Source organism: Gordonia sp. QH-12, from assembly GCF_001578675.1.
GTDB lineage: Bacteria > Actinomycetota > Actinomycetes > Mycobacteriales > Mycobacteriaceae > Gordonia > Gordonia sihwensis.
Genome location: NZ_KQ969290.1, coordinates 129,688 through 143,460, shown reverse-complemented (window position 1 = coordinate 143,460; position 13,773 = coordinate 129,688). Strand labels below are relative to the sequence as shown.

Sequence of the window (13,773 nt, the reverse complement as noted above, 5' to 3'; positions counted from 1 at the left end):
GATGACTCGTGGTGTGACGATCGCCAAGAGCCGGCCGGAGTACCTGCTCTACGAGACCCGCAAGCAGCTCGGGCGTCCGCTCAAGCTCCTCGACGGCGCCGGCGAACAGATGTCGTTCTATGCGCGCACGCTCGCCTGGATCCCGCGGACCCTGGTGCACTACACCCGAGAGGTGATGCGCCTGCTGGCCGAGGTCGCCTTCGGTTCGGGAGGTCTGGCCGTCATCGGCGGCACGGTCGGCGTGATGGTCCTGATGTCGGGATTCACCGGCGTCGTGGTCGGTATGCAGGGCTACGCGGCCCTCGACCAGATCGGTTCGCAGGCACTGACCGGCTTCTTGTCGGCGTACGTGAACACCCGTGAGGTGGCACCCCTGGTGGCCGGTCTCGCATTGTCGGCGACGGTCGGCTGCGGCTTCACCGCTCAGCTCGGCGCCATGCGGATCTCCGAGGAGATCGACGCGCTCGAGGTGATGGCAGTGCCGTCGATTCCATTCCTCGTCAGCTCCCGGGTCATCGCCGGCTTCATCGCAGTGATCCCGCTGTACGTGCTCGGCCTGATGGCCGCCTACCTCGCCTCGCGCGTGGTGAACACGGTCTTCAACGGTCAGTCGACCGGTTCGTACGACCACTACTTCAATCTGTTCCTGCCACCCGTCGACGTCCTGTGGTCGTTCGGCAAGGTGCTGATATTCGCGTTCGTCATCATCATGATCCACTGCTACTACGGCTACTTCGCCAGCGGCGGGCCCGCCGGCGTGGGTGTGGCCGTCGGTCACGCCGTGCGAACGGCGCTGGTGCTGATCGCGGTGATGGACTTCTTCCTGGGCCTGGCGATCTGGGGTACGACCACGTCGATCCGAGTGGGAGGTTAGGAAACGTGGGGACGCTCAAACGCAGGCTCCTGGGCCTGTTGTTCTTCGTCGTCGTCATCGGTCTGCTGGCGGTCTCGGTGCTCAAGTTCCGGGGGACGTTCGACGACTATTCGACGGTGACGCTGCGTACGGACAACGCGGGCAACTCGCTGGTCAAGAACGCCGACGTGAAGGCCAACGGGGTGGTCGTCGGCTCGGTGCGCAATGTGGACGTGGAGCCCGGCGGCAAGGTCAACGTCGAACTCGGCATCAATCCCGACCAGATGCACAATCTCCCCGACGGCACCACGGCCCGGGTGCTCCCGAAGACACTGTTCGGTGAGCGGTACATCGCTCTGCAAATCCCGGAGAGCTCGGACGGCGGCACGCTGAAGGACGGATCGGTGATCCTGACCGACCCGAAGGGCAACTCGCAGGAGGTCGAGGATCTCTTCGACGCGCTGCTCCCGGTCATCAAGGCGATCCCGCCGGAGGACCTCAACGTGACGCTGAGCGCGATCTCGCAGGCGATCGGCGGCAAGGGCCACCAGATCGGCGAGATCGTCGATCGGCTCAACACGATCTTCACGCGGGTCAACGCGAACATGACCGATCTGCAGGGCACCATCCGCGGACTGGCGTCGTTCTCGCAGACCTACTCCGAAGCGGTGCCGGACATCATCGACGCGCTCGACAACCTGCGCATCACCGGTAACACCGTGGTGGAGCGGCAGGGCGATCTTCGGTCGACCATCCAGACGCTGAGCGTGGCCGCGGTGGACACGACCAAGTTCCTCAAGGCCAACAAGAAGGACATGCTGAACCTGTTCATCGACTCCGAGCCCTTCCTGAAGGCTGCGGCGCGCCAGTCGCCGACCTTCGGCTGCATGTTCCACAACTTCGCCACGATCGTCCCGAAGGTGGGCCCGATCGTCGGCAAGGGCACCGCCAACCCCGGCGTCCACGTGAACCTGCAGTTCGTGAACCCGCGCGGCCGGTACCTGCCCAACCAGGACGAGCCCCGGCTGCTGTGGGTGGATCCGCCCGCCCGCTGCTACGAGCCCGCAACCAACGGCCGCCCGTTCCCGCAGTACCCCGGCGGCGGTGTTCCCGACGGCTCGTACCAGCCGCCGTCGCGTAACCCGGGTCCCAAGACCTGGCCGGATCTGCCTCAGCCGCAGTTCAGCGGCACGCCGAGCGGCACCGTGTCGGAGACCGACTACCAGCGCCAGATGCAGGTGCTCTACGGGGCGTCGTCGGGTGTGAGCCCGGAGCAGGTGCCGCTGTGGGTGACCTCCATCGGTGCCGGATCGCTGCAGGGAGCGCAGGTGACCGTCAAATGAGAGGCGTCGTCGCACCCCTGGTGAAGCTGATCATCTTCGCCCTCATCACGATCTTCGCCACCGCGATGCTCGGTCTGACCATCGCCAACGCCGGCTCCGGCGGCAAGGCGAGCTTCAAAGCCGTGTTCGACGACGCGGCCATGCTGAACCCCGGCGACGATGTCCGCATCGCGGGCGTCCGCGTCGGCCAGGTCGAGAGCGTGGAGATCACCGACCGCAACAAGGCGCTCGTAGGATTCAGCGCCGACCGTGATCGGCTGCCCAAGGGCACCCAGCTGTTCATCCGGTACCGCAACCTGACGGGACTGCGTTACATGGCGCTGGAGAAGGGGCCCGGATCGGCGAACGACACCGTCGGCGCCGGATACACCTTCACCAACTCGCCCACGCATCAGAGCACGCACGACGCGGTGAACCTGACCGAGCTGTTCAACGGTTTCCGTCCGCTGTTCAAGCAGATCACCCCGGAGGACATCAACAAGCTCGCCGAGACCATGATCAAGGTCTTCCAGGGCGACATGGACACCACCATCGGCGACCTGATCAGCGACACCGCCGGACTCACCAACGCCCTGGCCGACAAGGACAAGGTGATCGGAGAGATGATCACCAACCTGACCAAGGTGCTCAACACGGTGAACCGGAACGACGACCAGTTCACCAGCCTCCTGGTGAACACCGAGAAGCTCATCACCGGGCTCGCGGCTCAGCGCGGGTCGGTGGGATCGGCGATCACGTCGGTGTCGAACCTGACCACGGTGACCGGTTCGATCCTGAGCAAGACGCGACCGGCCATCCAGGGCGACATCGCGGGGATCAAGTCGCTGTCGGACCAGCTGAACTCGCGCGACGACGACATCGAGAAGGCGCTGACCAACCTTCCGGTCAAGCTGCAGAAGATCGGCCGGGCCGCGACCTTCGGCTCCTGGTTCCAGTTCTATCTGTGCGGCATCGACGTCGTCGCGGGCAACGGTAAGTCCACCCTGCTGACGCAGCCGGTGGTGCCGCTGCCGAACATCAACCACGTCCTCTACACCAGCGCCGCCACGCGATGCTGGCGCGACATGAAGCCCGGGGGGTGAGCATGACCGACCGACAGAACACACCCGACGGGCAGCCGGAAGTTCCGACGACGCCTAAGAAGAGCCGACGGTTCGCCGGCCGACGGAGTGCGACGAGCATCGGCGCACTCGGTCTGCTGATCCTGATCATGGCCGCGGTGTCGTCCTTCTACCTGAAGGACCTGCCGCTGCTGGGCGCGGGCGCGCGCTACACCGCGCAGTTCTCCGAGGCCGCCGGGCTCAAGGCGGGCAACGAGGTCCGTGTCGCCGGCGTCAAGGTGGGCGAGGTGACCGAGGTCGCGCTCGACAACGACAAGGTCGACGTCACCTTCACCGCGAACAACACCTGGATCGGCAACCAGACGCAGGCGTCTATCCAGATCAAGACGGTGCTCGGCCAGAAGTACCTGGCGCTGAACCCGCGCGGCAGCGAACTGGCCGACCCCCGGGTCAAGCTCACCGACACGGTCGCGCCGTACGACGTCATCGAGGCCTTCGGTGACGCGGCCGATCAGATCGAGAACGTCGACACCGACGAGGTCGCGAAGTCGCTGCGGACGCTGTCGGCCGCCTTCTCCGGCACCAACGCCGACGACATCAACTCGTCGTTGACCGGCATCTCGCGGCTGTCGAACACGATCGCGAGCCGCGACCAGGAGGTGCAGCGGCTGCTGAAGGCGACCAAGGACGCCTCCAAGATCCTCGCGGACCGGAACGAGGAGTTCACCCGGCTGATCGCCGGCGCCGGCGTCCTGCTCAAGGAACTGAACAACCGGCAGAAGAGCATCTCGGCTCTGCTCGCGAGCACCACCACGCTGAGCAAGTCGCTCAGCGGCATCGTGAAAGACAACGAGGCGCAGATCGGTCCCGCACTCGATTCCCTCAAGGGCGTGACCGACATGCTGACCAGGCAGAACAAGAATCTGCGCGACACGATCACGTACATGGCGCCGTTCTACCGCGTCTACGCGAACGTGCTCGGCAACGGTCGCTGGTTCGAGGCGACGGTCACCAACCTGCTGCCGCCCGCACTGCCGCAGCAGAACACGACCAGGCTGCCGAACATGACTAAGAATCTGAACAACGGTGGAACGGGGGCCGGCGGATGACGGAGTCAGGTCAGACCTCCGGTCTGTTCAACAAGCGCAACATCGTCTACGGCGCACTCGGTCTGGTGCTCGTCCTCATCATCGCCGCAGGCGGCTGGTGGGCGTCGACCCTGATCGGCACCACCAAGGTGCACGCCACGTTCACCAGCGCGGTGGGCATCTACAAGGGCAGCGACGTCCGGGTGCTCGGCGTCGACGTCGGCAAGGTCACCGACGTGACCCCGCGCGGCGACGTGGTCGAGGTCGACATGCGGGTGAACCGCGGTGTGAAGCTCCCGGCCGATGTCAAGGCCGTGCAGATCATCCCGTCGATCGTCGCCGACCGCTACGTGCAGCTCACCCCCGCCTACTCCGGCGGGGCGCAGGCGGGAAGCGACGTGACGCTGTCGACCAAGCAGACCAAGGTGCCGGTGGAGATCGACGCGATCTACGCCAACCTTCAGAAGCTGTCGAAGTCGCTCGGACCCGAGGGCGCGAATCAGAACGGTGCCGTCACGGACTTCGTGGACGTCTTCTCGAAGAATCTGGACGGCAACGGCGCGAAGCTGGGCGAGGCGATCACGAACCTGTCCAAGGCCGCGGGAACGCTGTCCGACGGCAGCACCGACCTGATGAGCACGATCCGCAACCTGAACGTCTTCGTGGGTGCGCTGAAGGAGAACGACGCGCAGGTCCGGCAGTTCAACAGCCAGATGGCCTCGTTCAACACCTTCCTGGCCGGCGAGCGCGACCAGCTGGGCAAGGCGCTCGACAGCCTGTCGTACGCGCTGGGCGATGTCGCGACGTTCATCTCCGACAACAACGACAAGATCGGTCAGGCCGTCCGCGACCTGCAGCCGACGGGTCAGGCGCTGCTGGACAACAAGGATCACCTGCTCGAGATCCTCACCGTCCTGCCGGTCACGATCAGTAACCTGATCAACGCCTACGACGCGGAGTCGGGCACCGTCGCGATGCGCGTCAACATCCCGGAGTTGCAGGACCCGCTGGCCGCCGGCTGCCGGTTGCTCGACTTGGGCAAGCTGCTGCCCGGCAATCCGATGGCCGTCGACTTCAGCCGCAAGCTCGCGCCGCTGGTCAACAACTGCAAGAACGTCGCCACGCAGATCACGAAGGGCGTTCTGGAACCGGTGCTGCCGGTGCTGCCCTTCGGAATCATGAGCGGTGACAAGGAGCAGAAGAACCCGGCACCGGGTACCGTCCCGGGCAATCCGGACCCGAGTCTTCCTGGAGGACAGCGATGAAGGTGAAACTGTCGACGCGAGCCCGCGTCGCCGGTATGGGTGCCGCACTCGCGACCGTTCTCGCGGTGACCACCGGTTGCTCCGGTATCCAGTCGGTACCTCTGCCGGGCGGTGTGGACGTGGGGTCGAACCCGCGGACCTACAAGGTGGTGTTCAACAACATCCTGGACCTGGTCCCGCAGTCGGTCGTGAAGATGGACGGCATTCCGGTCGGCCAGGTCACCAAGGTGGAGGTGCCCACCGGTGCCTGGGATGCGCTGGTGACGATCAAGGTCAAGAACAGCGTCGATCTCTCCGACGAGGCCTCGGCCTCGGTTCAGCAGACCAACCTGCTCGGCGAGAAGTTCGTGGCGCTGTCCGAGCCGCAGGGCGTGACAGCGCAGACGCCGCGTCAGCCCGAGTCGGAACCCATCCAATCGGACCGCACCCGCACCGTCACCGATATCGAGCAGTTGCTCGGCGCACTGTCGATGCTGCTCAACGGCGGCGGCATCAACCAGCTCGAGCCGATCATCACCTCACTGAACGAGGCGCTCGGCGACCGGCCGAACACGGTGCGCTCGCTGCTGAAGCAGTCGGAGAAGTTGATCGACAGCCTCAACAAGCAGCGCGACGACATCATCAGCGCGATCGACGGCGTCAGCAAGCTGTCGGCGCGTGCCAATCAGCAGACGGCTCAGATCGAGCGGATCCTGAACCAACTGCCTGCGGGTGTGAAGGTGCTCGAGGAGCAGCGCCCGCAGTTCGTTGACCTGCTCACCAAGCTCGACGATCTGGGCCAGGTCGGCACCGACATCCTCGGCAAGGCGCACGATCAGATCATCACCGACCTGAAGGCGCTGCGCCCGATCCTGTCGGAGCTCGCGAAGTCGGCACAGGACGCGGTCACCGCGTTGCCGCTGATGCTGACCCATCCCTTCCCGGACGATCTGCTGCCCGGTGTGCACGGCGACTCGACCAACCTGTTCGCGACCCTCGACCTCCGGCTGCTGAATCAGCTCGAAGCGCTCGGCGTGGGACAGGGCAAGCCGGTGTACCAGGCGCCGACCGTCAGCCCGCCGAAGATCGACCCGAACAACCCGTACATCAACGGCAACGGACCCCGCTGGGGCTGGCCGACGATCTCGCTGCTTCCGCCGGCGGCCAACTCGCGGAAGGGTCCGAACACTCCTCCGTCGGGTGGCACGTACCCGATGAATCCGTCGTCGGGGACCGCCCAGAGCAAGTCGGGCCAGAAGAACTCGGTGCAGAAGAAGCCGTCGGACAAGAAGGCTCAGTACTCGCCGATGCCGTCGGGAGACGAGAACTTCCTGGACGGGCCGCTGCGGATGCTCGGAGGTGGTGACCAGTGACCAGTCGTCTCGTCAAGATTCAGCTGATCGTCTTCGTGGTGATCGGTGTGCTGGCGATCGTCTACGTCGGTGCCAAGTACGCCCGGCTCGACAAGCTGGTCGGCGTCTCCACCTACAAGGTGACCCTGCACATGCCCGACGCGAGCGGCATCTTCACCAACGCGGAGGTGACCTATCGGGGAGTGCCGGTGGGTCTGGTCGGTGACATGAAGATGGTGCCGAACGGCGTGGACGTGACGCTGGACATGAACTCCGGCGCACCCAAGGTCCCCGCCTCGGCTCAGGCGGTGCTGGCGAACCGATCGGCGATCGGTGAGCAGTTCATCGACCTGCAGCCCAAGACGAGCGCGGGGCCCTACCTGGAGAACGGATCGCGCATCCAGGGCGCCGAGACGCCCCCGAAGCTGCAGGACGTCATCGCCGACACGATCAGCCTCACCAAGACCATTCCGGTCGATCAGCTGAGTAGTGTGATCCGGGAACTCGGCACGGCGTTCAACGGCAAGGGCGAGGACCTCACGCACTTGATCTCGTCACTGGACAAGCTGTCGAAGGACGGCGTCCGGAACATCGAACCGATCACGCAGCTGCTGCAGAACTCCAATGTGGTGCTGTCGACGCAGGCCGACCAGTCCGACGAGATCCTCGCATGGTCGAAGAATCTCGACCGGGTCTCCGCCCAGCTGGTGAGTTCGGATCCGGCGATCCGCCGCATTCTGACGAACGGCCCGCCGGCGGGCACCGCGCTCTCGACCTTCCTGCAGGACAACGGTGCGGATACCACCAAGCTGATCCATCAGCTCGGCGGAACCGTTCACGCGGCGGCGCCGGCGTCGTTCGCCACCGGTGCCACCTTCGCGATGCTGTCGGCATTGTCGGCGGGCAGCCACAGCGCCGCTCCCGGCGACGGCCAGATCCACTTCGGCATCGTTCTGGAGACCGGCAACCCGGTGAGCTGCACCAAGGGCTACGAGAGCACGTGGGCGATGATCGCCGAGATGAAGAAGCGCAACCCGAACTTCGACGTCAATTACGACGATTTCCCGTTCAACACGAAGGCCAACTGCAACGTGCCCGAAGGGAACCCCACGTCGGTCCGCGGTGCCAACCGCGCCGCGCTGGCGAATCCGTACATCGCACAGCCGTGGGACAACACGCCGAAGAAGGATCCGGACAAGTTGAACCTGAATCCGCTCGCGACCCAGCTGGCCGCTCTGATGGGTGTGCATCCGAAGTGACGCCCGGCCGATCCGTCGCCGTCTCCGCGGCGGCGACGGATTGGCACGGCGTGCCTCGCGATGACTACAGTTGCGCTCGATGACACACGAAGACACCAGCCAGCCGCAGGACGAACCGGTGGACGCCGCGACGTCCGCCGAGCCTCCCGTCGCGTCCGAATCCGCTGAGGCGGACACCGTCGAGGTGAAGTCCGCTGAGGCAGAGACCGCTGAGGTGGAGACCGCTGAGGCAGACGTCGACGATGCTGCTGCGGACGACGCTGCCGAGGACGACGCAGCCGCGCCGAAGCGTTCCCTGCGGTTCTGGTCCCGGTGGTCCAGCGGCACCGAGGAGGCCGACACCGACGACGCGTCCGCGCGGTCGCCCATCGCCTCCTTGGCACTGGCTGCCGCCGTCGCGGCACTCATCGCTGCGGTGGTGTGTCTCGGATACTTCGGCTACACGGGGATCCGCGCATACACGGTCGACTCGGAGGCCGATCAGCTCCGCAACGAGTCGGTCGATGCGGCCGAGCAGGCCGTCCTCAACATCACCGCGGTGGACCCCAAGGACACCGCGGGCTGGAAGAAGCGTCTGGAGTCGTCGCTCACCGGAGATGCCCTCAAGCAGGTGAACACCGGCGTCGTGGCCGACGTCGAGCAGCGTGTCGCGGCCTCCGGGGGACAGGTCGGCAAACTCGAGTCGCGTATCACGCGCAGCGCCACCACGGAGCTGAGCACCGACGACGACACCGCCACCGTTCTGGTGTTCGCGAACGTCGCATCGACGATCCCCAATCAGCCCGTCGCGCAGCAACAGATGGGCTTCCTCCTGACGATGGTCGACGTCGACGGTGTGCGTAAGGCGACCAAGGTGGTCGCGCTGAACCCGATCGACTACACCGACACCGGCTCCGGGGTGTCGACCGCGCCCGGCCAGGGCACCGCGGACCAGTCGCAGGACTCGCAGCCGCAGGAGGGTGGAAACTGATGGCCGGCGGACGTCCGAACAAGCCCGGATCCGGAAAGCGGACACCGAAGGTCGCGGGCCGCGCGGCGCCGCGCGTCACGGTATCGAGGCCGGTGCAGGCCGACACAGACGCGCAGATGCAGCACTCGACGGTCCCTACCGAGCCCGTCGACACCGCCGGAACCACCGTGTCCGGCGTGGAGCGCAAGCGCCAGGTGGCCGCGGAGAAGGCGGCCCGGGAAGAGGCCGCCGCCGCTGCCCTGAACCAGGGGCGCCCCCCGCGCGACACCTCGTCGACACTCCGGCTCGCGGCGATCACCGGGGCCGTCGCCGTCGTACTCGGCGTCATCGCCACCGTCCTCGCATTCCACCCCGGTGTCACCGTGAGCGACAACCGTGCGTTCGTCGACCAGCGCGAGACCGACAAGGTGCTCAGCCAGGCGCGGGCCGGCGCGTGCGCGCCCTTCCAGTTCGACTACAAGAAGCTCGACCAGTGGGCCGCGTCCACCCGCGACACCTTCACCGGTGGAGCGCTCGACCAGTTCGAGACCTTCTTGAAGACGAACCGCAGTGTCATCGAACAGTCCAAGACGGCGTCGGAGTGCCAGATCGACGCTCTCGGCCTGTCGGACCTCACCGATGATCGCGCGGTGGTGGTCGGCACACTGATCGTGAGCACCTCGCGGGACGGCGTGATCGCCGACTCCCAGGTGCCGCATGTCCAGTACACCTTGACCAAGGACGATGGCGGGAATTGGAAGATCAGCGAAGTCGGACAGTTCTGATCGAGGGCGCTGAACAGGCTTTTCTGACCGATTCGGCGCGTTTCGCTTGACGTGACAGCCTCGGCACGTCACGCTGTCACAAGTTGATTGTCTCCAGGTAGGCAGCCGTCGACAATCATTCTCCGGCAGGGGTATACCCATTGCCATAGATATCTGATACAGTTGGACGTTGCGCTGGCTGCCTCCTGTCCGCTGATCGATCATCCTTCCAGCCCTCCCTCCGGGGACGGTTCTCGGGTGTGATGTTTGTGCAGGTCGCACGACCACCGCAGGCCACCATGGCCACGCACCGAGAAACTTCGTGTTGGAAGGACGCATCTTGGCACTCGACCGCCAGTCCACCTCAACCACAGCGGGAATCATCCCGGGCGCGCCGCACCGCGCTTCCTTCGCCAAGATCGACGAGCCGCTCGAGGTTCCGGGTCTGCTGGATCTGCAGCTCGACTCGTTCGAATGGCTTGTGGGTACGCCCGAGTGGCGCGCAAAGGCGATTGCACGGGGTGAGGAGAACCCGGTCGGCGGACTCGAGGAAGTCCTCCGCGAACTCTCGCCGATCGAAGACTTCTCGTCCTCGATGTCGCTGTCGTTCTCTGATCCGCACTTCGACGAGGTCAAGGCCTCGATCGATGAGTGCAAGGACAAGGACATGACCTACGCGGCGCCGTTGTTCGTCACCGCGGAGTTCATCAACAACAACACCGGTGAGATCAAGTCGCAGACCGTCTTCATGGGCGACTTCCCGATCATGACCGACAAGGGCAGCTTCATCATCAACGGCACCGAGCGTGTCGTGGTGAGCCAGCTGGTCCGCAGCCCCGGCGTCTACTTCGACTCCACGATCGACAAGACCACCGAGAAGACGCTGCACTCGGTGAAGGTGATCCCGGGCCGCGGCGCCTGGTTGGAGTTCGACGTCGACAAGCGCGACACCGTGGGTGTCCGCATCGACCGCAAGCGTCGTCAGCCGGTCACCATCCTGCTCAAGGCACTCGGCATGACCAACGAGGACATCGCCGAACGCTTCGGCTTCTCCGAGATCATGATGTCGACCCTGGAGAAGGACGCGACCACCAATCAGGACGAGGCCCTGCTCGAGGTCTACCGCAAGCTGCGTCCGGGTGAGCCCCCGACCAAGGAGTCCGCGGAGAGCCTGCTGGAGAACCTGTTCTTCAAGGAGAAGCGCTACGACCTCGCTCGCGTCGGCCGCTACAAGATCAACAAGAAGCTCGGCCTCACGGCGAACCCGATGGTCGGCGAGTCCACGCTGACCACCGAGGACATCATCGCCACGGTCGAGTACCTGGTGCGCCTGCACGAGGCCGACCCCAACATCACCACCATGATGACCGTCCCGGGCGGCGTCGAGGTGCCGGTCGAGGTCGACGACATCGACCACTTCGGCAACCGCCGGCTCCGCACCGTGGGTGAGCTGATCCAGAACCAGATCCGCGTGGGCCTGTCGCGTATGGAGCGGGTGGTGCGTGAGCGCATGACCACCCAGGACGCCGAGGCGATCACCCCGCAGACGCTGATCAACATCCGCCCCGTGGTCGCGGCCATCAAGGAGTTCTTCGGAACCAGCCAGCTGTCGCAGTTCATGGACCAGAACAACCCGCTGTCGGGGCTGACGCACAAGCGTCGTCTCTCGGCGCTGGGTCCGGGCGGTCTGTCGCGTGAGCGCGCCGGCCTCGAGGTCCGCGACGTGCACCCCTCGCACTACGGCCGCATGTGCCCGATCGAGACCCCCGAGGGTCCGAACATCGGTCTGATCGGTTCGCTCTCGGTGTACGCGCGGGTGAATCCGTTCGGCTTCATCGAGACCCCGTACCGCAAGGTGGTCGACGGTGTGCTGACCGACGAGATCGAGTACATGACCGCCGATGAGGAGGATCGCTACCTGATCGGTCAGGCCAACACCAACTACGACGCCGACGGCACCATCACCGACGAGCGCGTCCTGGTCCGCATCAAGGGCGCCGAGGTGGAGTTCGTTCCGGCCAAGTCGGTCGAGTACCTCGACGTGTCGCCGCGCCAGATGGTGTCGGTCGCCACCGCGATGATCCCGTTCCTCGAGCACGACGACGCCAACCGTGCGCTGATGGGCGCCAACATGCAGCGCCAGGCGGTGCCGCTGGTCCGCAGCGAGGCGCCGCTGGTCGGCACCGGCATGGAGCTGCGTGCGGCGGTCGACGCCGGCGACGTGATCGTCACCGGCAAGACCGGTGTCGTGGAGGAGGTCTCCGCCGACTTCATCACGGTGATGGCCGACGACGGAACGCGCGACAGCTACCGTCTGCGCAAGTTCGAGCGCAGCAACCACGGCACGTGCGCCAACCAGGTGCCGATCGTCGACGAGGGTCAGCGGGTGGAGGCCGGTCAGGTCCTGGCCGACGGCCCCTGCACCGACCAGGGCGAGATGGCGCTGGGCAAGAACCTGCTCGTGGCGATCATGCCGTGGGAGGGCCACAACTACGAGGACGCGATCATCCTGTCGCAGCGCCTCGTGGAAGAGGACGTGCTCACCTCGATTCACATCGAGGAGCATGAGATCGACGCCCGCGACACCAAGCTCGGTGCCGAGGAGATCACCCGGGACATCCCGAACGTCTCCGACGAGGTGCTGGCCGATCTCGACGAGCGCGGCATCGTCCGCATCGGTGCCGAGGTCCGCGACGGCGACATCCTGGTCGGCAAGGTCACGCCGAAGGGCGAGACCGAGCTCACCCCGGAGGAGCGCCTGCTGCGCGCGATCTTCGGTGAGAAGGCTCGCGAGGTCCGCGACACCTCGCTGAAGGTGCCGCACGGCGAGACCGGCAAGGTCATCGGTGTCCGCACGTTCAGCCGCGACGAGGACGACGACCTGGCGCCCGGCGTCAACGAGTTGGTCCGCGTCTACGTGGCGCAGAAGCGCAAGATCCAGGACGGCGACAAGCTGGCCGGCCGCCACGGCAACAAGGGCGTCATCGGCAAGATCCTCCCGCAGGAGGACATGCCGTTCCTGCCCGACGGCACCCCGGTCGACATCATCCTGAACACCCACGGTGTTCCGCGTCGTATGAACATCGGCCAGATCCTCGAGACCCACCTCGGCTGGGTGTCGAAGGCCGGCTGGAACATCGACACGGAGAAGCTCGAGGAGGAGTGGGCCAAGCGCCTGCCCGAGGCGATGCACTCGGCTCCGCCGAACACGAACACCGCGACCCCGGTGTTCGACGGTGCGAAGGACGACGAGCTCGCGGGTCTGCTCGGTTCCACCCTGCCGAACCGCGACGGTGAGGTCATGGTGGGTCCGGACGGCAAGGCGACGCTGTTCGACGGTCGTTCCGGCGAGCCCTTCCCGTACCCGGTCTCGGTCGGCTACATGTACATCATCAAGCTGCACCACCTGGTGGACGACAAGATCCACGCGCGTTCCACCGGTCCGTACTCGATGATCACCCAGCAGCCGCTCGGCGGTAAGGCCCAGTTCGGCGGCCAGCGCTTCGGTGAGATGGAGTGCTGGGCGATGCAGGCCTACGGCGCCGCCTACACCCTGCAGGAGCTGCTGACCATCAAGTCGGACGACGTCGTCGGCCGCGTGAAGGTGTACGAGGCCATCGTCAAGGGCGAGAACATCCCCGAGCCGGGCATCCCGGAGTCGTTCAAGGTGCTCCTGAAGGAGCTCCAGTCGCTGTGCCTCAACGTGGAGGTCCTCTCCAGCGAGGGCACCGCCATCGAGATGAGCGACACCGACGACGAGGACCTCGAGCGCGCTGCTGCCAACCTTGGCATCAACCTGTCGCGCAACGAGTCCGCCACGGTCGACGATCTCGCCAACTGATCCTCACCTGACTAGAAGA

General features: G+C 65.6%; 10 protein-coding genes. All 10 read left to right on the top strand.

Features of this window, described 5'->3' with window-relative positions; translation table 11 throughout:
• Position 1: 1 nt before the first annotated feature.
• The 10 genes from Y710_RS10085 (at position 2) to Y710_RS10040 (ending at position 13,754) form a co-directional block, all read left to right on the top strand.
• A complete protein-coding gene (locus Y710_RS10085; RefSeq protein ID WP_039866591.1) occupies positions 2 to 874 on the top strand; it encodes an MlaE family ABC transporter permease in 873 nt (290 codons plus the stop codon).
• Positions 875 to 879: 5 nt separating this feature from the next.
• Positions 880 to 2,196 (top strand): MCE family protein, encoded by a 1,317-nt coding sequence (locus tag Y710_RS10080; RefSeq protein ID WP_006894402.1) that lies wholly within the window; start codon positions 880 to 882, stop codon positions 2,194 to 2,196.
• Positions 2,193 to 3,278: an MCE family protein gene (locus Y710_RS10075; RefSeq protein ID WP_006894403.1), complete on the top strand. Its 1,086-nt coding sequence runs from the start codon at positions 2,193 to 2,195 to the stop codon at positions 3,276 to 3,278. Before Y710_RS10080 ends, Y710_RS10075 begins: the two co-directional genes overlap by 4 nt.
• A gap of 2 nt (positions 3,279 to 3,280) precedes the next feature.
• Positions 3,281 to 4,366 (top strand): MlaD family protein, encoded by a 1,086-nt coding sequence (locus Y710_RS10070; RefSeq protein WP_006894404.1) that lies wholly within the window; start codon positions 3,281 to 3,283, stop codon positions 4,364 to 4,366.
• Entirely contained in the window at positions 4,363 to 5,610 is a 1,248-nt protein-coding gene (locus Y710_RS10065) for an MCE family protein (RefSeq protein WP_006894405.1), read from the top strand. Before Y710_RS10070 ends, Y710_RS10065 begins: the two co-directional genes overlap by 4 nt.
• Complete coding sequence (locus Y710_RS10060) at positions 5,607 to 6,962, top strand: MCE family protein (protein ID WP_062367416.1); 1,356 nt, start codon at positions 5,607 to 5,609, stop codon at positions 6,960 to 6,962. Before Y710_RS10065 ends, Y710_RS10060 begins: the two co-directional genes overlap by 4 nt.
• A complete protein-coding gene (locus Y710_RS10055; RefSeq protein WP_006894407.1) occupies positions 6,959 to 8,200 on the top strand; it encodes an MCE family protein in 1,242 nt (413 codons plus the stop codon). The genes Y710_RS10060 and Y710_RS10055 overlap by 4 nt, the downstream gene beginning before the upstream one ends.
• 79 nt (positions 8,201 to 8,279) lie before the next feature.
• Positions 8,280 to 9,170, top strand: coding sequence for a hypothetical protein (locus tag Y710_RS10050; protein WP_062367415.1), 891 nt, complete (start codon positions 8,280 to 8,282; stop codon positions 9,168 to 9,170).
• Positions 9,170 to 9,934: a hypothetical protein gene (locus tag Y710_RS10045; protein ID WP_062367414.1), complete on the top strand. Its 765-nt coding sequence runs from the start codon at positions 9,170 to 9,172 to the stop codon at positions 9,932 to 9,934. Before Y710_RS10050 ends, Y710_RS10045 begins: the two co-directional genes overlap by 1 nt.
• Before the next feature lie 319 nt (positions 9,935 to 10,253).
• Positions 10,254 to 13,754, top strand: coding sequence for a DNA-directed RNA polymerase subunit beta (locus Y710_RS10040; RefSeq protein ID WP_006894410.1), 3,501 nt, complete (start codon positions 10,254 to 10,256; stop codon positions 13,752 to 13,754).
• Positions 13,755 to 13,773 lie beyond the last annotated feature (19 nt).